Raw genomic sequence first — 25,882 nt, forward strand, 5'->3', positions numbered from 1 at the left:
CACGTGCCAGAGGTGCCCACGCGCACGGCTCGGGAGTCCGGCTCCGCCGTCCCCTTCTCCATCGAGGTGGACGGCCGGCGCTTCTCCGTGCAGGTGGGAAACCTTGGCGGGCCGCTGGAGGTGGACACCTCCACGGGCGAGCGCGTCCGGCTCCGCCGCTGGAGCTTCGACGAGCACCTGCGGGCGCTGGACCGTCACGCCAGCGCCGACGAGCAGGGGCTCCGGTTCGATGCCGAGGGCTTCGCTCGCGACGTGCTGCGGGGCTCGGAGGTGCCGGCGCCCCTCGTCGAGGAGCTGGCGCCCGTGGCGCTGTGGTGGGCCACCACCGGTGGGTACGATTCAGGCACCGGGCTGCAAGCGGACGGGTGGGTGCGGGCTGGTTCCGTGCGCGCCCGGCTGCGTCCGTGGACCTTCGCGGAGCGCTCCAGGGCCCTGAGCGAGAGCCTCACCCCGAGCGCCAGTGGCGGCCAGGAGCTCAGCCTGGAGCGGTACCTGCGTGCGATGCTCTCCGCTTCCGTCGTGGCCCTGGAGCCACCGGGGCTGGAGCTGACGATGCTCGACGGCGCCACCACGGCCGCGCTGCTCGATGTGGCCGTCGCGCTCAACCACTCCGGGGAGCGCGACGAGGACCGGAGGATGAAGGCCGCGGACGCGGACAGTCAGACGCTGGCGCGAACGACGCTGCGCCTGTGCAAGGCGCTCGGCTGGACTCCGTCCCAGGTCTGGGAGACACCAGCGGCCGAGGTCGAGCGGCTGCTCGCGCTGCTGGAGGTGGCGGAGCCAGTGGGACCGGTCTCCGCTCCCGTGCGTCGCACGCCGAGCCTCGCGGACCATCCCGATGCGGTGGTCATCCAGGTGGAGGACTGACGATGCGCTCATCCACCACGACCCGAGAGCTTTCCGCGCTCCTCGCGCGCCCGGCGTTCCAAGCGCTGGGGTCCATCGCGAAGCATCTGGGCGTCCGGCTTCCAGAGACTTCCGGGCAGGAGTCCTCCGAAGCCTCGGAAGAGCCCGCTCCGGCACCCTCCGTATCCGGCGCCGAAGAGACCACGGCCAGTCGCCAACCGACTGCCGGCCTCACCCCTTCGCAGCCCCCGGTCCTCGGAGCGGCTCACCGCCCGTCTTCCGACGCCAGGGTATCAAACGCCGAGACGCGAAGCGCTTCGCCACTCGTGGCCCGGGGTGAAGCCCCTCACGCCATGGCCGTAGACGCCGCTTCGAATGTCTCCGCTCCCCCTCCGCCAGGCGCGCGCGCACCGTCCTCCCCCAGCGGTGCTCGCCCGCGAGACAGACGTCTCGTGCGCTTCATCTCCCATCTCGAGCCCCGCTCGACCGCGCCCACCCCGTCACATCCGCTCCCGGCCGAAGCCGAACGCGCGGAGACCCGGAGCGCCGGACCGCGCTCCGCGCCCTCACTCGCTGCGTCGGCGACGAGGTCCGTGGACAGCGCATCGTCCGAGCCCTCCGAACGCGCGGAAGCTGGGAGCGCCGCACCGCGCTCCACGCTGTCCCCTCTCGCCGCCGAGCCCGTCGAACGGGCGGAAGCTCGGAGCACCGGACCGCGCCTCACGCTCCCATTCGCCGCGTCGGACACGAGGAACGTGGACGGTTCCTCGTCCGAGCCCGCCGAACGCGCCCTTGTCGCCGCCCTGGCGGAGACGCCGCACACCGGGAGCGCGATGGAAGCCCCCCGCGCGCGGCTCGCCGGCACTCCCGCTCCGTCACTCCAGGCGGGCCGAGGCGAGGCTTTCATGCCCCCGGTGCCGCAACCTTCCGCGAGTCCGAGCGGAGCCACCCCTTCCGGCGGCGCACTCGCAACGAGCCGAGGCGAGACTTCCACCGCGCTGCAGCCGCCAGCTCCCGCGCTCCCGAGCGGAGCCACCGCTCCCGGCGGTGCACCCGCTTCTGGCAGGCGACTCGTCCGTCTCCTCCCCCGCCCCGAGCAGGCCACCTCGACTTCGCCCGTCCCGAATCGCGCGGAGCGCTCCAGCCCGCCCTCCAACCAGGACGCCGCGCCGCGCCCCGAGCGCCGGCTCACGTTCCTCCCGGCCCCCGAGCGCACGGACCCACCGGCCCTCGCGCGTCCACCGAGCCCTGTCACTCCAGTCCTCGTCCAGCAGGTCACGAGTGGAGTGGCGCCCGTCATGGAGCGGGCCCACCAGCTCACGCGCGCCGCGCTCCCTCCGGAGCGGTCATCGAGCGCCCAGAGTACCGAGGCACCTCCCAGCGAGGCCGTGCGCAACACGTTCAACGTCAACGTCCACCTGGAGCCGTCCGGCGCTTCGTCCGGCGTGGACCGACGCGCGCTGGAAGAGGCACTCGTCGACATCCTCCGCGACACCGCTCGCCGCCACGGGTTGGAGGTGTGAGCCGATGGCGGGAATCGCCTACGAGGTGAAAGTCGGCTCCTTCCAGGCCTCCAGCCAGCCCCGCGCGGGCAATGGACAGGTGCGCTCCATCTCCTGCGCGCTGACCATGGATGGCGCCGGAGGCCACTGCTACCTGGAGCTGGTCGCCACGGGCTCTGCGCCACCCAAGCCCGGGGACAAGACGACAATTGCACTCGATGACGGAAATGGCGGCGCCACCGTCTTCACCGGCGAGGTGCAGGAGACGAAGGCCTCACCCGACACGACCATCGTCGTGGGCGCCGATGGGCTGGCGAAGCTCGCGCGGTTCGACCTGGAGGGCGCGTACGAGCAGATGTCGGCCGGAGCCATCGCCAAGGAATTGGTGCAGAAGGCCGGGGCCACCGCGGGGAAGATTGAAGACGGCCCCAAGTTCCCCAGCTACGTGCTCCACCGAGGACCGCGAGCGCTCCGCCACCTCCAACGGCTGGCCGAGCAGTGCGGCTTCGACGTGTACACGGATGGAGACGGCAAGGTGCACTTCGCCGCGCCGAAGCAGGGCGGCGCGGACCACACCTTCACCTATCAGGAGCAGGTGCTGCGCACCGGGCTCGAGCAGGTCTCACCGGCCCAAGACGGCGTGCAGGTGTGGGGCGAGGGCGCGGCGAGCGCCAAGGGCTCCGACAAGGCCCACTGGCTCGTGAAGGACCTGTCCTCGGTGAGCGGCAAGGCCTCGATGGACGCCACGTTCAACGTGAAGCCCGCCAGCGCGGGCAAGCTCATGCGGGAGGTGCGGGACGGAGCGGTGAGGACGGGAGACGACGCGGCCACCCAGGCCAAGGCGAGGGTGACGCTGCTGGCCTCCCGTCCCCTGCGCGGGTTCATCGAGGTGCTGGGCAGCCCGAAGGTGAAGCCGGGCGAGCTGGTGAAGCTCGACAAGATTCCCTCCGAGCACCCGGTGAATGCAGTGGCCTCCGGCAAGGTGCTGCGCGTGCGCACGGTGCGGCACACACTGAGCATGAAGACGGGCTTCGTCACCCGGTTGGAGTTCTGAGATGCCCGTACGCATCGGCAAGATAGAGCTCGTCGGCCTGACGAACATCTACACCGAGGACGCCCGCAACCTCGTGCAGCAGCGCGTCCCCGGGCAGTCCGGCAGCGTCTTCCAGGACCTCGGCCGTGAGCCCGTCACGGTGGTGATGGAGGGCATCCTCCTGGGCGAGGACACGCAGGCCGCCCTCGAGGAACTGCGCCAGGCGCAGACGAAGGCCCAGCCGATGTCGTTCGCCGCGGACGCCATCGCCGGAGCCGACCTGACCGAGGTCATCATCGCCGACTTCCAGGTGAAGCAGCTCGCCGGTCATCAGAACCGGTTCAGCTTCTACCTGAAGGTCCGCGAGCATCAGGAGCCTCCCCAGCCCGCCGACGCGGGCGTCGGCGCGGTGAATGACGCCGTCGCCAATGATGCCGCCTCGTGGGCGGAGGGCGCCGTGGATGCCGCCGGGGTACTGCAGAACCCCGACTCGTTGATGTCGGCCGTGGACAAGAACCCCGGCCTGCTCGGACACCTGAGCGCGGACGAGCTCGGCTCCGTCGTCACGAAGGGCCAGGGCGCGCTGAGCGGCAAGAACTTCGGCTCCCTGCTCGGCGCGCTGGGCAAGGTGAATCCCCAAATCATCGGCGACTTCATCAGCACCCTGCAGAACGGCGGCAACCTGGGGGCGTTCATCGAGAAGCTCGCCACCGAGGGCATCAACGTGCTGGAGGAGCTGACCGGAGTCGACCTCGGCGCGGCGCTCAGCATCGTGAAGGGCATCGCCGGAGCGAGCGACTTCCTCGCCAAGCTGAAGCGCGTGGTGGACGAGGCGCAGGCGCTGGGGATGCAAATCAAGGACTTCGACGTGATGGCCCCCTTCCAGGACCTGGGAGTGAAGTGATGAGCAGCACGAGCGACATCGTCGACGGCATCTCCCGGCTCATCGACGCGCTGGACGAGCTGTTCAAGACGCAGACTGTCGAGGCGCTGGTGGACCTGGTGCGACAGCTCGGCATCGGCGGACCGGTGAAGCAGGGCCTGCAGGCACTCGGCACGGTGCTGGGCCAGCTCGTCGAGTGGATTGCCAAACTGGAGAAGGTGGCGGCCATCCCGAAGATGCTGGAGGCGCTGGACCCCACGCTGGAGCAGGCCCGGGGGCTCGCGTCGAGCTCGGAGGACGACCTGCGGCAGGCCGGCCTCGATGCGCTCGTCCCGCTGACCACCGCCGCCCGGGCCATGCTCGACGTCATGGACAAGGTCCGCAAGGGCGCGGAGAAGGTCTTGAAGGGACTGCTGCCGCAAGAGGCGCTGGCACGGTTGCGACAGTCCGTCGTGGACTTCGCGGCCACGCTGAAGTCGTACGAGGAGCGCCTCGTGACGGCGCCCGCGAAGAAGGCGCTGACACCGGGCACGCCGAAGCCCGCGCTGGCGGGAGCGACCTCATGAGCGACCTCGTGTCCCTGATGCGGGCCATCATCCGCGACGAGCTCGCCTCGCTGCGCCTGGGCGATATCGGCGAGGTGACGAGCACCTTCCCCCATGCCGAGGGGGACGCGCACAACCACGAGTGCAACGTGAAGCTGCGCGAGGGTGGGCTGGAACTGCGGCGCGTGCCCATCACCACTCCGCACGTGGGCATGGTGAGCGCGCCGCGCGTGGGCGACCTGGTCCTCATCTCCTACGTCGGGGGAGACCCCAACCGCCCCATCGTGGTGGGACGGCTCTACTCGGACCAGACGAACCCGCCCGAGCACGCCGAGGACGAGTGGCGCGTCGTCACTCCTCCCGGCGGGAAGACGTCCATCGCCATCGACAAGGACCAGTCGGTGGTCATCACCGCCGGCGAGACGGTGGTGACGGTGAAGCAGGACGACACCATCTCCATCGTCGGCAAGAAGGACCTGAGCATCGAGGTCGATGGCAACGTGCAGCTCAAGTGCAAGGACGCCACGGTCGACGCCTCGGGCAACATCGACCTGGGCACGGGAGGCACCGGCGTCATCACCGAGGGAAGCCACAAGTGCTACTTCACCGGAGCGCCGCTCAAGGGCTCGCAGAAGGTGAAGGCCAAGGGTTGACCCATGCCGGCTCCGAGCGCCTCCGAAATCGAGAACCTCGCCAAGAGTGCCCTCCAGTCGGCGGGCATCCGGGGCGAGAACGCGCCCGACCTCGCCAAGGCCCTGGGGCAGGTGTGCGGACAGGCCTTCACCCTCTTCGTGTCCATGGCCATGGTGGCCCCCGGAATCCCCGCGGCCGCGCCGCCTCCGCCCGGCTCGGGGAGCACGGCGGGACCGGGCATGCTGCTGCCTCCGCCGGCCGGTGGCCCGGGTGCCTCGCAGATAGAGCCCATGGCCCTGGGAGCGCTGTCCTCCAACAAAATCAACGGCGAGCAGAAGCCCGCGCTGGCGAAGGCCATCGCCCAGTCCATCGCGCAGGCGCTCACGCTCTTCTGCCTCCAGGTGCAGGTCGCGCCGGGCATGGCCATCGCGGGCTTCACCACGTCGTCTCCCGGCTCGCTGATGGGAGCGGCGCCCGCCAAGCCCATGCTCCAACCCCTCGTCCTGGGCTTCCTCCAGGCCGAGGGGCTGCGCGGAGAGAACATCCCGGACCTGGCCGGCGCCATGGCGGAGACGCTCTCCAACGCACTCACCCAGATGATGTCGCGGCTCAAGGTCACCCCGGGCATTCCCTCCTCGCCCGGGGCCACCGCCGGGCCCGGGAGGTTGATGTGATGGCCGACGAGCTCAAGACAGACCTGCGGCTCGCCTTCAAGGACACCGGCGAAGTGGACCTCGACTGGTCCACCGACGCGGGCGGCGCCAGGACGGTGAGCGGCAAGGACAACCTCGTCCAGGCGCTCACGCTGCGGCTGATGATCTACCGGGGACACCTGGAGCAGCTCGGCCATGTTCGCTACGGCAGCAAGGTGGCGGAGCTCATCGGCGAGCCGTTGGACCGGCAGAACCTGGACCTGCTGCGCCGCTACGTGCGTCAGTCCCTCAAGGAAGACCCCCGCGTCGAGGACGTGACGAGCCTGACCGTCAGCGCCCGTCCCGACCTGCCCGGAGCAGTGGATGTCCGGGCCAGCATCCTCGCCACCACGGGAGACGAGGTGGAGCTCGGGCTGGCGTTGGACCTCGGGTGAGGCGAGCGGCCGTCGACGCGCGGTTGGCAGCACGACACGACTTCGGGAGAGCACCATGGACCTCAGTGAGAAGCCGGGATTGAAAGGGGTGCTGACCATCGAGCTGCGCGACCTGAGCGGCGCGCTCGTGGAGCGGTACCAGCACCACAACCTCATCACCACGCGCGGCAAGCAGCTGCTGGCGGACCTCCTGCTGGGGAAGAAGAACGCCCTGCCCACGAGCTGGGCCATCGTGGTGGGCACCGGGACGGAGCCCGCCAACGTTGCGGACACCGCGCTGAAGTCGCCCATCGCCGAGCAGGCGGAGGACCGCGAGCCCGACGTGGCGCTCGTCTCGCGCGGCAACGCCACCATCGTCCAGGGCACGGTGTCTGCCACCCTGCCCGCGCCTCCGACGGGCACGGTGCAGCCGCTGACCGAGGCGGGCATCCAGATCACCGTGGGCACCGAGAAGATTCTCTTCAACCGCGTGCAGTTCGCCCCGGTCAACCGGGGAGCGAACATGGTCATGACGCTGAGCTGGGAGATCTCCTTTTGAGCCTCACGTCGCTCGATACCTCCTTCAGCGCCATCGTCGACCGGCTGCTCGGGAACCTCGGGCCGGACATCGACAAGAACGCGGGCAGCATGGCCCGCACGCTGGCGGAGTCCTACGGCCGGGAGATGGCCACCTTCTACGCCATGCTCGAGCTGGCGCACCGCTCGGGCTACCTCGACACGGCCGAGGGTGCGGCGCTGGACAACGTGGTGGCCGTGCTGGGCCTCTCGCGCGCCCGCGCGGGACGGCTCACGGGAGACGTGGAGTTCAGCCGCAACTCGCCTGCCCCGGAGGACATCGGCATCCCCGCGGGCCGGCAGGTGACGGGCGTGCTCACGGACAACCAGCCCCTGCCCCTCTTCGAGACGATGGAGGAGGCGGTGATGCGCCGGGGGGAGACCCGGGTCGTCATCCCCGTGCAGGAGGTGGTGGATGACTCGGACGCGTCCAAGAACGCGCCGCCCGCCATCGACCCCGGCAAGCTCGACGTGATGCCCCGCCCCGTGCTGGGCATCGAGGCCGTCACCAACCGCGCCCCCATCCGCCGCACCGGCCAGGACGAGACGGACGCGAGCCTGCGCGCCCGCGCCCGCACCGCCCTGCGGGACGGGGAGAAGGGCACGCTCGAGTCCATCGCCGCCGCCGTGCGACAGCAGGGTGTGCAGCAGGTCACCGTGCGCGAGCCCCCGGACGCGCCTCCGGGGGTCCTCGAGGTGCTGGTGGGAGACCCGGACTTCGAGCACCAGCCGGACGGCGTGCAGCGGGTGGAGCGGGCCATCCGCGACTCCAAGGCCGCCGGCATCCGCGTCCGGCTCAGCTACGCGCGCACCCTCTATCTGCGGCCCGGCTTCCAGGTGGAGTCCGTGGACCCGGACCTCGACGAGGCCGCGTTCGACCGGCTCCGCCGCGAGCTCCAGCAGGCCCTGGCCGGCTTCGTCGAGAGCGTGCCCGCGGGTGAGCTGCTGAGCCGCCGCAAGCTCGAGTCCATCCTCTTCTCCAACCCGGCCGTGCGCCACGTCAGTGAGCTCACCGTGCGCACCTATGTCTGGGATGCCCAGAAGAAGGCGCTCGTGGATGGGCCGCGCCGGGAGCTCGGGCTCGACTGGAAGTTCAAGCCCGATGAGAAGCCGACCATCGACCTCGTGAAGATGCCGCCCGACATCTCCCGGGCGAGAGCGCTCGTCTACCGCCTGGAGCTGGTCGTGTCGCTCCCGCGCACGGACCGGCGCACGCCCGAGCAGGTGCGCCAGTCGCTCCGCGGCGCGGTGGAGGTGTACTCGGCACGCATCACCACGGATGCGCAGGCGACGAAGAAGCCCCAGGCGGAAGTCACCTGGGACGCGCTCCGCACGGCGCTGCGCAACGAGGCCGGCGCGGAGGACCTGCTGTCCGCGACGCTCACCACGGACAGCGGTCTCTCCCTCTCGCTGGCGATGTCCGGAGCCCTGTCCACCCGCCCCGTGCCCCTGGGCGTGCAACTGGCGCTCGGTAATGTGGAACTGGTGGGACTCGGATGAACCCGTTCCAGCGCGCACGCCGCATGGTGGGGTACCTCCCTCCGCTCCTCCAGAGCGGCGGGAGAATCAACCTCTTCTTCGACGTCATCGCCCAGGAATTGGGCGTGATGGAAGGCGGCCTCACCCGCCTCATGCGCTCGCGCTGGTACACGCTCGCCCAGGGCTTCCGGGCGGACGACTCGCTCGCCACGAAGGCGGGCTCCGAGCTGGGCCGGCTGGGCGCGCTCTACGGACTGCAACCCGACGCGGACGAGGAGGACGCCTACTTCCGCCAGCGGCTCGCCGCGCTCGTGGAGCTGCACCGCACGGGGATGAACACCGCCCCGGCGCTCCTGCGGCTGGTGTCGCTGGTGTACAGGGCCGAGCAACCGCCGGAGACCTCCTGGGAGGGTGACACGGCCGTGGGCCTCTTCACCGTCCCCGGCCCTTCCGGGGAGGACGGCACTCCGAGCACGCGGAGGATTCGCGTCGAGCTCGATGACAACCCGACGACTCCCGCGTCGGCGCGCTTCCAGGGCATCCCCGCCGACCAGCGGCTCCTCACCCTCAACCAGGGCCTGGACCCGGCCCTCCCGGAGGTCTCCCTGACCGCGCCCGGGAACGCGGACATCTCCATTCCCATCCTGCACCACCACGAGTCCGGGCTGGACGTGCTCTTCCTGGGACGCGTGCCGCGCGGCAAGACGCTCACGCTGCGCCACCAACGCGTCCCCCTGATTGACGGCAGCCCGGCGCAGGAGCCGGTGCTCCTGGCGCACCCCTCGCGCTTCGATGACGAGAACCAGCCGTTCCGCTTCAACACGGAGGCGGCGCGCTTCTCGGTGTTCAACCAGGGCCAGGGGCTGCCGGAGCTCGCCCCCGGCGAGAACCACTGGAGCTACGGCACGCTGAGCAAGAAGGAGCTGCAGAACTATCTCCCGGCCGGGCGGAATCCGGAGCTGGAGAAGGCCCGGCTGAAGGCCCTGGAGCTGGCGCTGGACCCCAAGCAGTCGCCGCCCATCGACATCCGGTTCCGATGGGCGGAGGTCACCCCCGCCACCTTCGTCCTGCGCATCCCGGTCGACTACGTCCCCCCTCAAGCCCTGGGCCTGCCCGACCTGGTCCGGGTGCTGACGGCCACGCTGAACTACGGCCGGGCCTCGGGAATCCGCGCGCGCATCGAGTTCATGCTGACGCTGCCCGCCGAGGAGGTCTCCGTGGACGAGAGCCCGGCCCACATGGCGCTCACCACCACCTTCCCGGAGTCGCCCGGCGTCACGGACGCGCTGACGTCCTTCGGGCCCGCCATCGAGTTCAAGGAACAGCTCCCCGAGCCCGATGACCGGCTCTCCTGGTCCGGCGTCTTCAACGGCACCCGCTTCGAAACTTCGAGGTTCAAGAAATGACCGACCCCTACATCAAGGCGAATCCCGGAGACCCCATCCTCTCCGAGCACTGGAACACCATCCAGGTGCGGATGATTGAAGCGCTCCGCACGCACACCCACCTGGGAGGGGATGACGGCAAGAAGCTGGGCGGCGGCGGCATCGACCCGGAGACGACGCTGACGGTGAAGCAGGTCGACGCCACGACCACCCTGACGGTGAGGAGCCTCAACGTCTACGACAGGCTCACGGGCCTGGGAAACGAGAAGCTCGCCGTCACGGGAGGTGCTGTCTCCGGCTCGCTGACGGTGACCGGCAACGTGGGCATCGGGGCGACGTCGCCGAGGGCGCGGCTGGACATCCAGGAGGTGGCCCGCGGAGGGGCACACCCCGCCACGGTGAGGGGGCTGTACGTCACGGGTGACTTCGGCCCCGAGGCGGATGGCGTCGAGTTCCGGCACACCAACGGGTCGCAGGGAATCGGCATCGCCTACGCCACCCTCTACGCCACGGGCTCCAACGCGGACCAGGACCTGGGCTTGAAGGCCCGGGGCAATGGCAAGGTCGTCATCCGGGGCGACCTCAAGATTGGTGGGCCCTCGCTGTTGAGCGCCACCGGCAGACGCATCCTCGAGACGAACTCCGGCGACGACTGGCTGCGCGTCAACCCCTCCCAGGAATACAAGTCCATCGCCCTGTACAACCCGGTGGCCATTGGCGAGGGCGGGCTGTCCATCGGAGATTGGGCGCAGCTTCCCAAGGGAAGTCTCAAGACCACGAGCAACATCCACACGGAACAGGACCTGTTGCTCGGGAGCAACGCGGCCAACAGGCGGTTCATCTTCCACTCTCGGAATGGGGCCAACGGCGACTTCCTGCACATCACCCACGACAGGGCTGATGGGAACTGGGAGTGGACGCACGGCATCGTGCTGCAGCGCGGAGGTGCCGTCGGCATCGGGACGAACCAGCCTCAGAGCGCGCTCCATATCCTCTCGCAGAGCAACGTCCTGACGCGCATCGAGGCGGGCGGCTCGGGAGGATGGGCGGAGATCGACCTCTACAGCACGTATGGCGCGGCGAATCTGAAGAAGTGGAACCTCGCCGCGCGCGGACATGGTGGCTTCGTGATCCGCCAGCTCAATGACGCGAGAGGCGAGCAGGGCATCCCGCTATACATCGACACGAATGGCACGACGTTCCTCACGGCGCTTCAGGTCAACAATGACCTCTATGCCGGCAACTCGTGCGTGTATTTCAACAAGACGGACCACAACCACAGCGGCATCGGGAACGCCCAGGGTTACGCGGCCATCGAGAACGCCAAGGACTACAACGCCCTGATGATTCTGGGCCGGACGACGCCCAACGGCCGCATCGTCAAGCTCTGGGACCGCCTGGAAGTCATCGGGAAGATCTGGACGACGGACGGCCGCTTCGAGGGCTCGGACCTCCGCCTCAAGCGTGACATCACCCCGCTGGAAGGCGCGCTGGAGAAGGTCCTGAAGCTGCGCGCGACGCGCTTCCGGATGGTGGAGTCCAGGGACGAGTCCCCGCGCATCGGCCTCATCGCCCAGGAGGTGGAGGAGGTCTTCCCCGAGGTCATCGACGAGGGACCCGACGGGATGAAGGGCATCAGCTACGCTCGCCTCGTCGCCCCGCTCGTCGAGGCCATCAAGGCCCAGCAGAAGCAACTCGACGAATTGCGTGCCGCGCTGCGGGCCGCCACGCAGGAGAACCCCTCATGAAGAACACCCTCGAGCAGCGGCTCAATGCCCTCAAGTCCGAGTACGAGGCCGGACAGAAGATGCTCTCGGAGCTGGATGCGAAGCGCGCCCAGCTCACCACCACCCTGCTGCGCATCGAGGGCGCCATGCAGGTCCTCCAGGAGGTGCTGGCGAAGGAGGAGCCGCCGGCGGACAACGTGACGGTCCTCCCGAAGGCGGAACGCTGAGCCATGGGCGACGGGCGCGTGGGAGCCACGTTGAAGTACGGCGGGAAGCCGGTGCCCGCGGGCCCCACCGCGCCGGTGGACCCCTCCGGTCTCGTGGTGGCGCTCGATGTTCCCGCCGACATGGAGCTGCTGCGCGCCTCGCTCACCGTCCAGGCCCCGGGGGATGACGTGATGGTGGACCTCCCGGCGACGGCCACCATCGCCACCAGCGCCGGTGCCGGGCCCGTGCCAGCCAACACTGGCATCCATTGGGTCAGCCTCGACTGGGGCGCACGCCGCCCGTTGACGTTCCTCCAGGTCAAGACCACCGAGACGGGCAAGGAGGGACGCGTCAGTGTCGCCGAGGGAGGCCCATGGTTCCCGCCCACTCCCGGCAGCACCGCCACGCTGGGGGGCAGCGGACAGACCCTGCCTGGAGTCATGGCCAGCCGGCTGCTCGTGGAGTTCTTCACGACTCCGGCCAATCCCATGCCTCCGGACCCCACCAAGAAGACCACCGCCACCGTGGTGTCGGAGCTCGTGGTGAAGGCCTCCGCCCGGCCTCCGGACCTGACGGCCCTCGTCGAGCCGGAGCAGCTCTTCTTCCACCACGCGATGCCGCTCCAACCGCTCCAGGAGCTGATGCTTCGGGACGAGCTGCGGGCCGCGCTCCAGCGTACGTGGCCCGCCAACCTGCGCGGAGGCCCCGTCACCCTCACGCTCCGCGCCTCCGCGCCCTCGCGGCTCCGGAGGCTCGCGCTCACCCTGGACACCGCCGCGATTACGCAGAAGTGGAGCCCCGGCGGTGACTCGCTCACGCTTCCGCTCTCCACGGATGGAGAGGGCGTGGGCCGCATCGAGGTGCCGCCGGACAGGCCGCTGCGAGAGGTCCGGTTCCTCGCGCGCTATCAGCCTCGCGGTGAGCGAATTCCCCTCGCGCCCCAGCCTTCCGCCCAGCCCGCGCAGGCGCACCGGTGCGGCGGGGGTTACGCGGCGGCGCAGGCGTTCTCCCCTCCCGAGGGAGGCGGCGTGCTCGGCGGCATCGATCTCCACCTGCGCCCCCTCTCCCGCTCCGTGAAGGGCACGCTGACCCTCTTCCCGGATGAGTTCGGCCGGCCGGGCCAGGTGCCCCTGGGCGCCTCCGTGGAGCTGTCGCTCGAAGAGCGGGGCAACGCGCCCTGGGACGCGCGATGGGTGTCCTTCGAGATGCCCAAGCCGATTGCGCTCGACGCGAAGACGAACTGGTGGGCGGTGCTCACCCTCACCGAGGGGAGCGTGCTCTGGAGCCTCGGGGACGCGGCGACGGTGACTGGAACTGGAGGGCTGGCGCCGCGCACAGCGCTCTACCGCACCGAGGACACCGGCCCCTGGCTGGAGCGTGAGGTGCCCTCGACGGGAGGCACGAGCGGTGGCCCGTGGGCCATCAGCCGCCCGCGCCTGCTCGCCTCGGATACCGAGCCGCCCTCTCCGCCGCAGGTGCTGCTGCGCTGGGGCCCGCGCCAGCTCGCCGTGAAGCCGGATGCGCAGGGGCGCGTGAGCCTGGACGAGCGCGTGCTCGCGGACCTGCCTCCTCCTGGTGCTCCCGCGACGGGCCCCGCGCCCGCGCTCGAGGTCGTCGTCCGCTCCCGGGCCGCCGGGGAGCTCACCCTCTCCGAGCTTCGCGTGACGAGCCCCCGGAGCGACACCTACCCGCTCTTCCAGCCGTCGTGAGGTTCCACCCGCATGCTGGTCTCCGTCGAAACCTTCTTCCATGACGCGCTCATGTCCGCGCTGCCGGACGATGTCGACGTGGCCACCGGCCCATCCCTGGGCCCCGCGGCCGACGTCACCCAGCTCGTCGAAGTGACGGCAGCGAGCCTGAAGCTGAAGCTGCCCGAGGGAGAGGATTTGACGGCTCGCCGCGAGCCGGCCTTCCACTTCGCGGTGCACCGCTGGCGCGCCGACGGGAAGCAGGTGGACTTCGTCCTGCCGCAAGGAGCCCTGGGACAGGTGGTGGAGGTGGAGTCCCCTCCCGGCCAGCCGCTGCGCCGAGGCGACGACTATCTGGTGGAGGGCCGCACCGTGCGCTTCTACCGCCCTCCGGCGCAGGCGGATGTGGCGGTGGTGGCGCTGCTGCGAGGAGAGCGCGCGAACGGGTTCCTCGAACGTGCGCCCTGTGACATCCCGCTCATCATCCGCGCCTGGAGTCAGGAATCTGGGGCCGCGGACACGCTGCTGTCGAGCGCGCTGAGCGCGGCGCTGATTGCGTCCTCGGGCATGGGCAACCTGGACGACTCGGCAACGGACGGGTCCGGAGTCCGCATCCGGCTGCTGCGGCCCAGCATGGTGCTCGTCGGGCTCGCACGAGGCACCGAGCTGCGCGAGGAGAAGCGCTTCTTCCTCGCCCAGGCCGAGTTCCTCATTCGTGGAGAGCTCGAGCAACTCGTCGCGGTGGGAGAGCCCGAGCCCACGGGCATCATCCGCGAGGTGCGGCGGGTGTAGCGGCACTGACACGCGGTTGAAGGAGCTAGCGCCCTGCTACCTGGCCGAGGGTGCCAGGGCCTACCGGCACCGGCCTCTCATCCAGAAGAAGCGCAGCCTCGCCCCACCATCCGCTTCACCATCTGCGATTCGAATGCAGCCGAGCATGGCACCGCATCCTGCCTGCTCGCTCTCCCAAGGCCTCATCAGCCCAGCACGTCAGATGAGGCGACACTTTTCTGGCTCAGGGTAGGACGGCACGGCCCACCCCAGCGCGTGACCGGAAAAAATTCCCGGGGGAAGTGTTCTCGCTACGAGCATTGGAAGTCCCCAGCAGGAACTCGGACTGCAAGATCGGGCAGCGTACGCTGGAGTGCTGATTGCTCAGGTCCGCGGGGAGTGCACAGCTTCGTCGCAGGAGCGATGGAGAACAGCGAGTCTGAATCGAAGCAGGATGGAGAGATGCCGGACGTCGAGCCCCGGCTGGAGAGCTTCATCATTCCCTGGGGGGACATGACGGAAGACCAGCGGAAGGCGGCGCGCCAGACCCTGGAGTTGCTCGTCCGGATCGCGAAAGCTCCGCCCAGCGGCAGACGCTTGCAGGAGTTCGATGCGCCTGCGGGCGCGGTGACCTTCCTCCCTCACATCGACCCTGTGCGCCGCAATCACGTCATCTTGATCGACGGCGAGAGGGGCTCAGGAAAGACGGCCCTGCTCATCACCCTGCTCCATGCGCTGGAGCAACCCATCCTCAACCGCCCACCTACAGAGGAGACGAAGGAACTCCTCAAGTACTTCGACGAAGCCAAGCGGCACATCGTCCCGCTCGATCACATCGACCTGCTCCCGCTCCCCCCGGGCACGAATCTGGCGATGCACCTGACCAGCGTGCTCCAGAAGGTGATCCTGGCCATGGAGGCGGATGCGGATCCGGGCTACGCGACGCCAGCGGCGCCTCCTTCCGAGCGGTGGGCTCTCTCGGCCAGGCGCGAGCTGAAGTCCCGGACGTACTGGCGCAAGTTGCTGAAGTCGGTCGCTGCGGGCAGGGAGGGGAACCTGTCGAAGCGCCGGGCCCACGTGGACCCGGAGACCTATGCCTTCGAGCTGGAACAGTCGGAGCGGGAGCGCCTGGACCTCGATACGAGCTTCCGAGCCTTCGTGGACGCGTTGGTGGCGGACTACAAGGCGTGGAGTGGCTTGAAGGCCGAGCCGCTCTTCGTGCTCGCCATTGACGACGCAGACATGAACCCGCGCCTCTGTCTGGAGTTGCTGGAGCTGGTCCGCACGCTCTGGCATCCCCGGGTGGCGTTCGTCCTGACAGGGACCTCACAGACCTTCCTCGATGTGATCGAGGCGAGCCTGAAGGAACACCTGCAGCTTCCCGAGCATGCCACCAGCCGTTTGCGGGCGCTCTCCCAGCAGATCTACGAGAAGACGATTCCTCTCTCGCAACGCAATCTCCTGAAGCCCCTGACGACGGACGAACGTATGCCCCAGGTGAGTGTGCTCCTGGAGCAGGAGATACCCCTCCTGAGCACCGCCTCGCAGCAGGAGCGTCGTACCCAACCGCTGCTGGACCTCTTCGAACTCCAGCCCCAACTCGTGGAGGTCTTCCCGAGCCGGCTCCGTGCCATCAAGGATCTCGTGGCGCACATCCAGCGGCGGACAGCAGGAATGAAGGCCCCCTGGGAGCGCGTCAGCAGCATCTTTCAGGAGCTCTGGGATTCGGCTCTTCGCGACCCGCGGATCCCTGACGATCAGGTCTCGCAGTTCGAGGACCTGATAAGACGCGATGAGCACCTGAGTAGCTTCGTTGTCACGACTGGGCCGCTCCTCCTCCGCGACGTGCCCCGGGTCCTCGCCACGGGAACAACTGAGAGTAACTGGCGAATCGATTTCGTGCGGCCCAACCGCACCGAGCTGCGCACAGCGGACTCGAAGCAAGTGCCCGCCCGGCTCACGGCCGCATTGCTTCTCGCGATCAATATCGCCGAGAACATGGACTCCGGGCTGGCCGAGGTCGAAGATCGTCAAGTCTCACTGGGAGCCCTGGTTCATCCTCGAGTCGAAGTGCCTGTATCGATTCCATGGCCTCTCCCGGACTTTCCGACACTGCTGGACCATGCACTGTTCGGAATCGCCTGGGAGCGCCTCATTCCGCGACGATTCAAACTTGAAGGCGAGATGGTGGATACGTTGGCCCAGCGCTTCTTGCGCGCTGTATGTTGGTTTGCTCACCATAGGGATGAATTCCTGGATGCCGTCGTCAAGGCAGTCAGGGGAGACCGCTCGTTTGAAGACATTCTGAAGTTTGGTTTCGGTGACATCAGGAAGTCTGGCGGAGAGCGTGAGTCGTGGGAAATCACAGCGCGCGAGGTCTCCACACTCATACAGGGGGTAGGCCATCGAGACTGGTCCGAGCGGTTCGTCTCGTGGGCAATACGATCCGCTGGGCTCATGGCCGCGCCGGAATCGGGATTGTCAAATGCTGGCGCAAGGGAGTTCCTGGAGGGGCTCCGCCGAACCATGGAACCCATCTGGCCCTCGGTTCGAGGATTCTTGCGGTCTCGTCGCGCTGCTCACGTCGAACTGACCGCGCGGTGGAAGGTGGGCGCGGAACCGAAGGTGCTACGTGACGCGGCGCGGGGATTGATCGAACAAATCAATAATATGATCCCCGCGCATCCCTGGTTCACATTGATTGAGCATGAGGAGGTTGCCCGCGGTTCCAGGCTCGAGTTCAATCCCAGGACAGCGCTCAGCGAAGTTTCCGTCCCGATCGAGGACCGGTCCTCTGTTTCTGGAATGGATACGTTGGCAGATTATGTGTCACCGGAACGTAATAGCGAACTCGCCAGCCTCCCACTCGAGCTGCTCCCCTCCTGGCTCGCGGCGGTGAAGGATTATGCGTCCCGGGGACGCCCTGCAGCGCTGTTGTACGAGCTCTGGAAGGTTGTCACGCGTGACGATGATACCGGGCTTGCTGCTTTGATACGTTTTGAAGAGGCCACGCGGCACTTGTATGTCGACGACATCCTCCTGCAGCCAGTGCTCGACAAATTTGCATCAGAGGTCCGCCACGAAAACCTCGGACTGACATTCAACATGCTCACCCCTCCTGGCCCCCCGGGAATGGCGCCGTATCAGTACGCGCTGTATCGAATCGCCTGGGACCTTCGGGCTGATACACAGGACCTCGATTCCGAGGACGTGCCCAGCGCGCCAGATCCATTCCCCGCGTTCTGGCCGGGGCTTTCCATCCGGCTGCCGGGTGCAAGACCGATCAGGGGTATTATCCGAGAGCTGCAGGCTCAGTGGCCCACCATTTCCTGGCCAGCGCTGTTCGACTGGGAGTTGATGTTCTCGGGCTGGCGGGGCGTGCTCAACCAGCAGCGGATCAGGATTCTCTCCGGGCGGAAGGAACTGCTTGTGGAGTCCATCGACCAGCTCGGGTACGCGTACCTTCTCACCGCACTCAGGGTATTCCGGTCCCGCATCATTGGCCGTGTGGCTCCTTCAGCGGAATTCGGTCCTGAAGAATGGATGCTCCTGGGGGAGGAGCTTCTCGCCACGGCGAGTATCCCGCTTGCTGCGGGAGAACGCTTTGAAGAATTCAAGCGCTGGGCCATGCGTGCTCGAGTGATGGCGGCTCCCGAGTCCGGGCTCTCCGACGCGGCAGCGGCGGGACTGCTCTCCGCAGTCGGGAAGATGGACGAGCAGACGCGACAAGAATTGCGCGATCTTCGCCGGACCCATTTGCTCAATCAGATGTCCGGCGTGGTAGCCGCCGACATCGAGACGGGCATCCGTGAGATTGATAGCACTCGTGAGGACCACCCCTGGGTCGTACAAATTGAGAAGCCGTCATCTCCGAAGTTGTTGAAGCCTTGAGTCCAGGAGGGATGCCGTGGCCCGAACGCCCTCTCACCACCACCTGATCGCCGAGGTCGAGGCGTGGCCGTTCACTTCGGAGGCGGCCTTCGAGCACCGCACCATCCGGCTCGCGCGCACGGCGCCTGGCATTCTCGATGAGCCAACGGAGAAGCTGGCGAGGGAGTTGGAGAACTCGCTCCGGGTACGCGCAGGGGGCGCCTCCCTAGAAGTCCTGAACCAGCTCCGCGACGGCGTGTGGTTCCGCAATGGCGAATTCGTGGTTCCACTCGCGAACGTGCTCACCCGGCTCGCGGAGGGGCACTTCCTCTACCTGGGCAACCGCATCGGTCTCCGGCATTCCGATGAGCTGCCGCTAGCCGAGGCGGCCTCGCGGGTGCGCTGGCTCTCCTTCCGGATACCCATGGACCTCGTCATCGCGGCCATGGCGGCGGGTTCCAGCGTCCAACCCTCCACGGACCGCGTCACCCTGGTGACTCCGACCCTGGCGCGAGTGCTCGACCAGCCCGCAGCGGAGACCCACCTGCACGTCGGCGCGGCCGTTCCCTTCGAGACGCTGTGGTCCGGGCTCATGCGGGGACTCGCGGGTGACACTCCGGAGGAGCGCAAGCTGGAGCGGGGCGGGCCGCCTCCCTTCGGCGGCACTCGGCATTTCCTCCGCATGCTGCTCATTGCAGCCATCACACGGACGGTGCTCGGCCGATTCCTCTGGCGCGTGGAGCGGATTGGATTCGTGTCGTTCTCCGAGTTCCTCCAGGGCGAGCTGCCCGAGGACCTCTCGCGCAACGAGTGGCCCTGGGGAGCTCGGGACCTCCTCCGGCTCCATCACCGGGTCCTCGATGAGTTGCACGGGTTCACGGCCCCCAGCACGTTTACACTCCCTCAACTGCGTGGGCTGTACCGCCACCTCATCGGCCCGGTGCCGGCGCAACGCCCCGCTTCGCTCGCCGAGGTCCTGGAGAGGGATCCGCTGGCCGGCTGGCTCCAGCCCTCGCCCGGGCTGGCCAGTCCCGAGACCCGCTTCGCGAGCCGGGCCATCGGGCTCCTGCTCAGACGGGGCGCATCCGATGAGCTGTTCGCGGCGACCTTCTGGCAATACGAACGCATCCGCTGCATCACCTACCGCTATCTCGTCGAGGACCCGGGAACCGCGGGGCTGGACTGGTTCACCCGCCACTACAACCGCATCTCCGCGCTCCGTGAGTCGGTGGATGAAGTCACCTTCGAGAGCGCGCTCGCGGTAGAGTCCCAGGACCTTCAACTGGGCGCGCTGGAGGCACGGACAGCCCCGGACGAGCGGTGGTTCCAGGTCCTCCACACCGTTCGCAACGTGGCCCGCCAGGCCGCGCGTTTCGAGCCTCCGCCGGGGCGAGCCAGGCCGGAGGTCGGCCTGGTGCTCCACTTCATCAAGAACCGGGAGTGGACGAGTCGCGGTGTGAAGCGCCTCCAGGCAGACCCTCGCCACATCGCTTTCGGCTGCCGCTATGGGCCGTGGTTTCACGATCAGCGACAACGGGCGTTAGCGGTGGCACGGGCGCTCCGGCACAGTCCCGAGTTGCTCCTCGTGCTTCGCGGGTTGGATGTCGCCAACCTCGAGCTCTCCATACCCACCTGGCCGCTGATTCCCCTCTTCCAGCTGCTACGTGCGGTCTCCGCCGAGTGTTCTGCCCGGCTCGCACAGCTTCGGCCGAGCTGGCAGGTCTCTCCCCTGCGCACCACTCTCCACGCGGGAGAGGACTTCCGCCGCCTGGTGGAAGGCCTCCGGCGCATCCACGAAACCATCGAGTTCGGCCTGCTCTCCTATGGAGACCGCATCGGCCACGGCATCGCGCTGGGACTGGCTCCCACTACCTGGGCCTCTCACTCTCGCATCGTCATGCAGCCGGCCGAGGAGCGGCTGGATGATCTGCTTTGGGAGCTGGCCCGGTACCAGCGCGGAGAGCTTCCCGCAGACGTGGGCCGCGTGGAGTTCGTGCGCGCCGAGGCCGCACGGCTGTCACGGGGTATCTATGGCCCCAGCGTCATCAGCGTCGATGAACAAATCGAAGCGCGGCGCCTTCGGCATGACCCCGCGGTGCTCAATCAGCTCGGGTACCCCTTCGTGGTGAGCCAGCCCCCAGCGCATCGGCTCCTGCGGCACGTCTGGCGGCACCTCACTGACGCGGATGTCTTCGAGCCGGGTCAGCGCCCCATCGAAATCCTGGCGTACGACCATGAGCTACGGATGCTGGAGGCTGCGCAGCGGTGGCTCCGCGCCGAGTTGGGCCGGCTGGAAATCACCGTCGAGAGTAATCCCTCCAGCAACCTGCTCATCGGGACGTTCCCCAACGTGGAGGAGCACCCTGTCTTCCGACTCCAGCACCTGCGGGGAACGGCCCCGGGGAGCGAGCCCTCCGTCCAGGTCTCCGTGAACGTGGACAACCCCCTCACGTTCGCCAGCCGGCTCGCGGACGAGTTCGCGCATCTCTACTTCGCCCTGCTCCGCAGGGGCGTAGCCGCGGCGGACGCGCTCGCGTGGCTCAACGAGGCCCGCGAGCACGGATGGCGTTCGCGCTTCACACTGTCCGCCAGCGCCGAGCGGGAAGCCCTGGAAGCCCTTTTTCCCCCATAGGGGCATGAAGGAACTCGCGGCCGAGGGAGACCGGAAAGCTCCTCACTGCCCTGACCGGACGCGGGCCTCCCTCTTCCAAGGTGAAGACTGGAGTTGCCCCGGCTCCGCAGGTCAAGCTTAGGATCACCTCTTCATGCGCTCCAAGACGATGGACGGAACTGTTGGTATGTAGACAGGGATCTCATCGAAGCAAGACTACGGGCAGCCGAAACGCAGTACCCGGGAGGGAGCTTCCGTCAAAAGAGTTACGAGGACGAGGGGCTCGCTCAACTCCGCGATCGGTTCTACTCTACGCCACCATTGCCGCCCCCTTTTGCACGGCTGCTGTAAGCGACACGTCACGCGTCCCACCCCACAACTTCCGCGCACACCTTATGAGCAACTGGCAAGATGTAAATATCAGAATCATCAAGAATACTGACGAGCAGATCTTTACGGTCATCCGTTCGGCCCTGTCGAAGAACGGCTTGGCGGGAATCAATGTTACGCTGGAATATGAAGTCGGCGGCCCTTCAACCACCCTCCAAGGGGATGCCCCACCGACCCAGGAGCTCGAGGAGGTCTTCAACGAGCAGTCCCATCTAATCAAGTCATTCAATTTTGCATTTGGACCGAACCTATTTGTTCGAGTCAATCGCGATCCCACCCAGGCGACGGACAATCTCCACATTTCGCTTTCAAACAACAACAACACTCCACATCCTGTCGGCCGCAAACAAATCAATGGCCTTTCGAAAGCACTAAAGGAAAATCTGAAGTCGCTCAACTCTCGCTCTGGAATCATCGATCTACTTGGCAAGGAAGCTCAGCAGCACTATGAAATCCGTGAGGCAGAACTCAGCAAGTTGGAGGCGGCAACACTCAGGGCAACCAGGGCGGTTACAGACGAAATCCGGCAAACAAGAGAGAAGCTTGAGACTGAGTATCTTGCGCGCAAGGACGCGCTACTGAAAGACAATGAACAACTGCAAGCAAGCTTTCGAGCTGAGCATGCCAAAAAGGAAGCCGAACTTAATAGACGCGAAGAAGCCCTAGCCACTCGCCTAAAAGAAGTTGACGACAAAGAAAGCCGATATGCACGCAGAAACCTCAGAGAGGAACTGAAGAAAGAACTAGAGAAGCGGAGCACCAAATTTGAACTGACTGAAGGTACTCGCAAGCTGCGATGGCCTGTACTCGTCTTCACTAGCCTCCTGCTCCTAGTGTTTGGTGGCGGGCTGGGCATCTATTCATATCTCAGCGTCAAGGACATCCTCTCTGGACAGTCTCCGTCAGAGCCCGCGCTAATCTCGACAATCCTTAGGCAATTGGCGTTCGCCGTGGCCTTCGCAAGCACCTCTGTCTTCTTCATTCGGTGGAACAACAATTGGTTCCAAGCACATGCCGACGAAGAATTCCGGCAAAAGCGATTTCAACTGGACCTCGATCGCGCCAGTTGGGTAGTTGAAATGGCTATGGAGTGGAAAGAGGACAAAGGCACTGAAATTCCGCGCGAGCTTCTTGAGCGGCTCACGAACAGCTTATTTGCCGAGAGAGCGGTTCAGACTGAGCCACTTCATCCAGCAGATCAACTCGCATCTGCATTGCTAGGTGCATCAGCAGAGGCGTCGCTTGAAATACCAGGAGGCACAAAACTAAAGTTAGATCGCAAGAGCATCAAAGAGCTGTCAAAGAAGAATGCGTGATCGATGAGGCTCTATTGTTCATCGGCCAGGTCCACTCGGCAGCGTTGACCATACGAATCGACGATTGTCGCGCACTGCCGGGCGGCCGAGCGGCCTTCATCAGGCCCCTGGCTCAATTTCGAGACCAGCTCTAGGGAAGCCCGCGCATCAACGCGATCACCATCTCGCGGGCCGCCTTCTGCTCGACGGAAAGGGAATCGACATCGGCAGTTGCCAACCATTGCAGGTACTCAACGAAAACGGGTACGGCTTCGCGCATCCGCTTGTGCCGATAGAGTGCCGAGAAGAAGTTGCCGGCCGAGATGGTGGTGAAGGGGTTCCGACGCCCGAGTGAGGCATCTGCGGCGAGGAGCACCCTTCGTTGCAGTTCCAAGGCTGTCTGCCACTGCCCCAACTCCATGAGAACGCCCGCGAGGCCCGCCAGGGTCATGAAGAAGTCGGGATGGTCCTCGCCCAACTTCTGCCGCTTAATATCAACCAGTCGTTCAAAGATGCGCAGCGCCTGCTCCAGTTCCCCCATCTGGGCCAGGACTCCGGCATGGTTGTGCATGGCTACGAGGGTCATGGGGTGGTCATCCCCCAGGATCCGCTGTGCTTGAGCGACGGCCTTTTCCGTGAGTTGCCGAGTGCCAGGCAGGTCTCCCAGCGCACGACGGGTCTCGGCGAGGTTGATCATACGCTCGATGAACTCAGGGTGCTGCTCGCCCAATACCCGTCCGCTGGTCTCCAGCACCTCGCGCCCGAGTCTCTCAGCCAGCGCGAAATGCCCCTGTGACCGCAGCGATAGGGAGAGATGCCCCTTGTAGGTCAGCGTATCTGGATGCTCTGACCCGAACACCTCCTCAGCCAGAGACACAGCCTCCTCGAAGTACCGACGGGCCGCCGGCAGGTCTCCTATCTCCTTGAGGTCCGTCGCAACGTTGTGCATGAACATGATGGTCTGACGGTGCTTGCGCCCGAAGATGCGCAGGCAGATGTCCAACCCCTCCCGGCTCAACTCCAGCCCATGTTCGAAGTCGCCCAGCTTGCTGTGGGCCACGGCGAGGTTGTTGAGCGACAGCAGTGTCTCGGGATGAAGCTCGCCCAAAACCCTTCTCCGAACATCCAAGACTTCCGTCTCCACTTCCAAGGCGGTGGCGTACTCGCCTTGATGCATCAAGGTCGAGGCAAGATTGCCCATCGTCATCAGCGTGGATGGATGCTCCGGACCAAGGATCCGCATCTCCACCTCAAGCACGTGTTTCTCCAACTCCAACGCACGTTGGAACTGCCCCCGCCGCTTGACGGTCGCGGCAAGATTGTGGAGGGTGAGCAGCACCCGCGGGTCGTGCTCAGCCATGATGCGACGCTTCGATTCCAGTACCTCTTCGTGGAGGCGCTGCGCTTCCTCAAGCTCTCCCAGTTCATAGAGGATCGTCGCGAGGCTGTTCTTGGCATCGAGCGAGGTGGGATTCTCGGGTCCCAGGAGGGCAACAGCCTCCTTTAGGAGCTGCTCGCCTGTCTCACGCGCTCTTCGCTCCATTCCCTGAGTGAGAAGGAAGACGCTGATGCTGAACCCGAGCTCCAGGGCTGCTAGCTGCTCTTGAGGGAAGCCACGAAGCAGACGTCGGAACAGCACCTCCGCATGGGGCAAGCAGGCGCGCATCAGATGCCTGTCCTCTGGGGCACGGCATCGTTCTGGATCCATGACGTCGGCCAGCGTGTTGCACGCATGGATGGCTTCTGCCTCGGGAATTGCCGACTGCAGGCGCAAGAACTCCGCCAAGACGGAATGCATCGTTCCAAGGAATGCGACGTCACCGCCAACTACTTCCGAGACCCAGGAGCGCATGATGAGCGTCGACTTTGTCTCGGGCCTCATGACCTCAGGGCCGAACGCGTCGACAACGTCCTCGGGAATGGGTTCGGAAGCGAACTGGGCGATGAGTCGGGCCGCCTCTTGGGCGTCCTCTGGCAACTTCTCGTAGGACAGGAGCAGCGTCTCGGTGATGCCTCGCAATGCATCCCGCGGGAATCGGCCACGCAGCGCTTGCAGGTAGGGCTCTAGTCCCCGAACTGGGCTCTCATTCTCCAGCCGGGCCAAGAGCTTGGTGGGTGAGAGAGCATGCGCGCGGAAGAGCCGGTTCAGCAACTCAAGGGCCAGGGGCAGACCTCCGACCCAGGTGGCGATCCGCGCCCAGTGCTCCTGGCTCGGCAGTTGGTTCCGCACCTTGTCGGCGAGCAGTGAAACGGCGGACTCCGAGGGGAGGGAATGGATATGGATTTCCTCCACTCCGGCCTCGAAAAGAGAGTACCGCACCCTGGAGGTCACCAGGAGCGCCACTCTTCCGAACGAGGGGCACCACGTCGAGAGCGGCTTCGGTGTTTCGCTTGGCGCAGGCTCGGGCACGTTGTTCGCGACGAACAGGACGGATTTTGTCGCGGGCAAGGCATCAATCGCCCTCGCCAGTTCCTCGGCAACAGGGAGCTGTTTCTTCTGGAACTCGGCAAGCTCGGGGGTCTCGGGCCTGAGCGCCTTGAGGATTCCGTGGAACTGAACCTCCAGCAATTCCTCGCTGGTGTCGGCCTCGATCCAGAAGCAGCCCCCGGTGAAGTGGCTCACGCCGAAGCGATGGAAGTACTCCGTCGCGAGTCGGGTCTTGCCAAAGCCTCCACCGCCTTCGAGCACGACCGTTCCCGCTGCGGCGAGCGACGGGTCGCGCCGCAGCGTCACGAGCGCGTGATGGATGCGCCACAGCTCATCCCCACGGCCCACGAACGCCGCGCCAAGCGAAGGCCGCCGCGCGAGCGGGTAGACCGGCACGCCAGAGGAACGCTCGGGAGCGGGTTGCTGGAACAGGATGGCTTTCGTCGGTTCGAGCCCCCCAGCGGACGAGAGGCGTTCTCCCAGCGTCCTGTCGACTGCCTTCAGCCCGGCAAGCACCAATTCGACGATCTTCCCGGTTTCGTCCGCCCTGGGCCAGTTTCCATGCCGGAGATGGGGCGGTAGTCGATCAAGCAACTCCACACGAGTAGGACCCGGCGGCAGCGCCAGGACGATCGCGGAATCATCGTTGCGCGCCATTCCCGAACGAGGTGGGAACAGGGCAGGCGCAGCCGCCGCTGCGTGAAACTCACGAAGGCAATACGCCCGTTCGAAGTATTGATTGTCGAGGAAGATGACGACGACACGGGAGCTGAACAGCGCGTCCGCCAGCGTCCCCGGGATGTGTTCGCGCTGCTCGATATCGCGGCTATCCAGAAACGCCAGCCCATCACCGACCTTGCCGAGCGCGGCGTGGAGCGCCTGGGCATTTTCGAGGTTAGTCTGCCGTGCGTACGAGATGAAAACGGAGGTACTCTTCATCTACCGTG

At 66.6% G+C, this 25,882-nt stretch carries 19 protein-coding genes; 18 read left to right on the forward strand and 1 reads right to left on the reverse strand.

Annotated features, from left to right (window positions below):
- The first annotated feature begins 3 nt into the window (after positions 1–3).
- The 18 genes from ACVTJA_RS43655 (at position 4) to ACVTJA_RS43740 (ending at position 22,528) form a co-directional block, all read left to right on the forward strand.
- A complete protein-coding gene (locus ACVTJA_RS43655) occupies positions 4–867 on the forward strand; it encodes a hypothetical protein (RefSeq protein WP_465829617.1) in 864 nt (287 codons plus the stop codon).
- 1,277 nt (positions 868–2,144) lie between these two features.
- Positions 2,145–2,369 (forward strand): hypothetical protein, encoded by a 225-nt coding sequence (locus tag ACVTJA_RS43660; protein WP_465829619.1) that lies wholly within the window; start codon positions 2,145–2,147, stop codon positions 2,367–2,369.
- A 4-nt stretch (positions 2,370–2,373) separates the two neighbouring features.
- On the forward strand, positions 2,374–3,402 hold the full coding sequence (locus tag ACVTJA_RS43665) for a hypothetical protein (protein ID WP_465829620.1): 1,029 nt from the start codon (positions 2,374–2,376) through the stop codon (positions 3,400–3,402).
- Between the two features lies 1 nt (position 3,403).
- A complete protein-coding gene (locus ACVTJA_RS43670) occupies positions 3,404–4,285 on the forward strand; it encodes a hypothetical protein (protein WP_465829622.1) in 882 nt (293 codons plus the stop codon).
- Entirely contained in the window at positions 4,285–4,830 is a 546-nt protein-coding gene (locus ACVTJA_RS43675) for a hypothetical protein (RefSeq protein WP_465829624.1), read from the forward strand. Before ACVTJA_RS43670 ends, ACVTJA_RS43675 begins: the two co-directional genes overlap by 1 nt.
- The gene (locus ACVTJA_RS43680; protein ID WP_465829625.1) at positions 4,827–5,462 is read left to right on the forward strand and encodes a phage baseplate assembly protein V; all 636 of its coding nucleotides are present in this window, start codon (positions 4,827–4,829) and stop codon (positions 5,460–5,462) included. Before ACVTJA_RS43675 ends, ACVTJA_RS43680 begins: the two co-directional genes overlap by 4 nt.
- A 3-nt stretch (positions 5,463–5,465) precedes the next feature.
- Positions 5,466–6,116 carry a hypothetical protein gene (locus ACVTJA_RS43685; protein WP_465829626.1) on the forward strand — a complete coding sequence of 217 codons (651 nt, stop codon included), beginning with the start codon at positions 5,466–5,468 and terminating at the stop codon, positions 6,114–6,116.
- Entirely contained in the window at positions 6,116–6,529 is a 414-nt protein-coding gene (locus tag ACVTJA_RS43690; RefSeq protein WP_465829628.1) for a contractile injection system sheath initiator, read from the forward strand. The genes ACVTJA_RS43685 and ACVTJA_RS43690 overlap by 1 nt, the downstream gene beginning before the upstream one ends.
- Before the next feature lie 55 nt (positions 6,530–6,584).
- Positions 6,585–7,067, forward strand: a complete 483-nt coding sequence (locus ACVTJA_RS43695) for a hypothetical protein (RefSeq protein WP_465829629.1) — start codon at positions 6,585–6,587, stop codon at positions 7,065–7,067.
- Positions 7,064–8,584, forward strand: coding sequence for a hypothetical protein (locus tag ACVTJA_RS43700; protein WP_465829631.1), 1,521 nt, complete (start codon positions 7,064–7,066; stop codon positions 8,582–8,584). Before ACVTJA_RS43695 ends, ACVTJA_RS43700 begins: the two co-directional genes overlap by 4 nt.
- Complete coding sequence (locus ACVTJA_RS43705) at positions 8,581–9,969, forward strand: hypothetical protein (RefSeq protein ID WP_465829633.1); 1,389 nt, start codon at positions 8,581–8,583, stop codon at positions 9,967–9,969. Before ACVTJA_RS43700 ends, ACVTJA_RS43705 begins: the two co-directional genes overlap by 4 nt.
- Positions 9,966–11,696, forward strand: coding sequence for a tail fiber domain-containing protein (locus tag ACVTJA_RS43710; protein ID WP_465829635.1), 1,731 nt, complete (start codon positions 9,966–9,968; stop codon positions 11,694–11,696). Before ACVTJA_RS43705 ends, ACVTJA_RS43710 begins: the two co-directional genes overlap by 4 nt.
- The gene (locus ACVTJA_RS43715; RefSeq protein ID WP_465829637.1) at positions 11,693–11,902 is read left to right on the forward strand and encodes a hypothetical protein; all 210 of its coding nucleotides are present in this window, start codon (positions 11,693–11,695) and stop codon (positions 11,900–11,902) included. The genes ACVTJA_RS43710 and ACVTJA_RS43715 overlap by 4 nt, the downstream gene beginning before the upstream one ends.
- 3 nt (positions 11,903–11,905) lie before the next feature.
- Positions 11,906–13,591 (forward strand): choice-of-anchor R domain-containing protein, encoded by a 1,686-nt coding sequence (locus ACVTJA_RS43720; protein ID WP_465829638.1) that lies wholly within the window; start codon positions 11,906–11,908, stop codon positions 13,589–13,591.
- 12 nt (positions 13,592–13,603) lie between these two features.
- Positions 13,604–14,362, forward strand: coding sequence for a hypothetical protein (locus tag ACVTJA_RS43725; protein WP_465829640.1), 759 nt, complete (start codon positions 13,604–13,606; stop codon positions 14,360–14,362).
- A gap of 402 nt (positions 14,363–14,764) precedes the next feature.
- Positions 14,765–18,232 (forward strand): hypothetical protein, encoded by a 3,468-nt coding sequence (locus ACVTJA_RS43730; RefSeq protein ID WP_465829642.1) that lies wholly within the window; start codon positions 14,765–14,767, stop codon positions 18,230–18,232.
- Positions 18,233–18,248: 16 nt separating this feature from the next.
- The gene (locus ACVTJA_RS43735) at positions 18,249–20,843 is read left to right on the forward strand and encodes a hypothetical protein (RefSeq protein WP_465829644.1); all 2,595 of its coding nucleotides are present in this window, start codon (positions 18,249–18,251) and stop codon (positions 20,841–20,843) included.
- A 374-nt stretch (positions 20,844–21,217) separates the two neighbouring features.
- Entirely contained in the window at positions 21,218–22,528 is a 1,311-nt protein-coding gene (locus tag ACVTJA_RS43740; protein WP_465829645.1) for a hypothetical protein, read from the forward strand.
- Between the two features lie 130 nt (positions 22,529–22,658).
- Here ACVTJA_RS43740 and ACVTJA_RS43745 read toward each other — a convergent pair whose 3' ends face one another.
- Positions 22,659–25,874: a tetratricopeptide repeat protein gene (locus tag ACVTJA_RS43745; protein WP_465829647.1), complete on the reverse strand. Its 3,216-nt coding sequence runs from the start codon at positions 25,872–25,874 to the stop codon at positions 22,659–22,661.
- Between the last annotated feature and the right edge of the window lie 8 nt (positions 25,875–25,882).

It is taken from the genome of Pyxidicoccus sp. M6 (assembly GCF_055568925.1).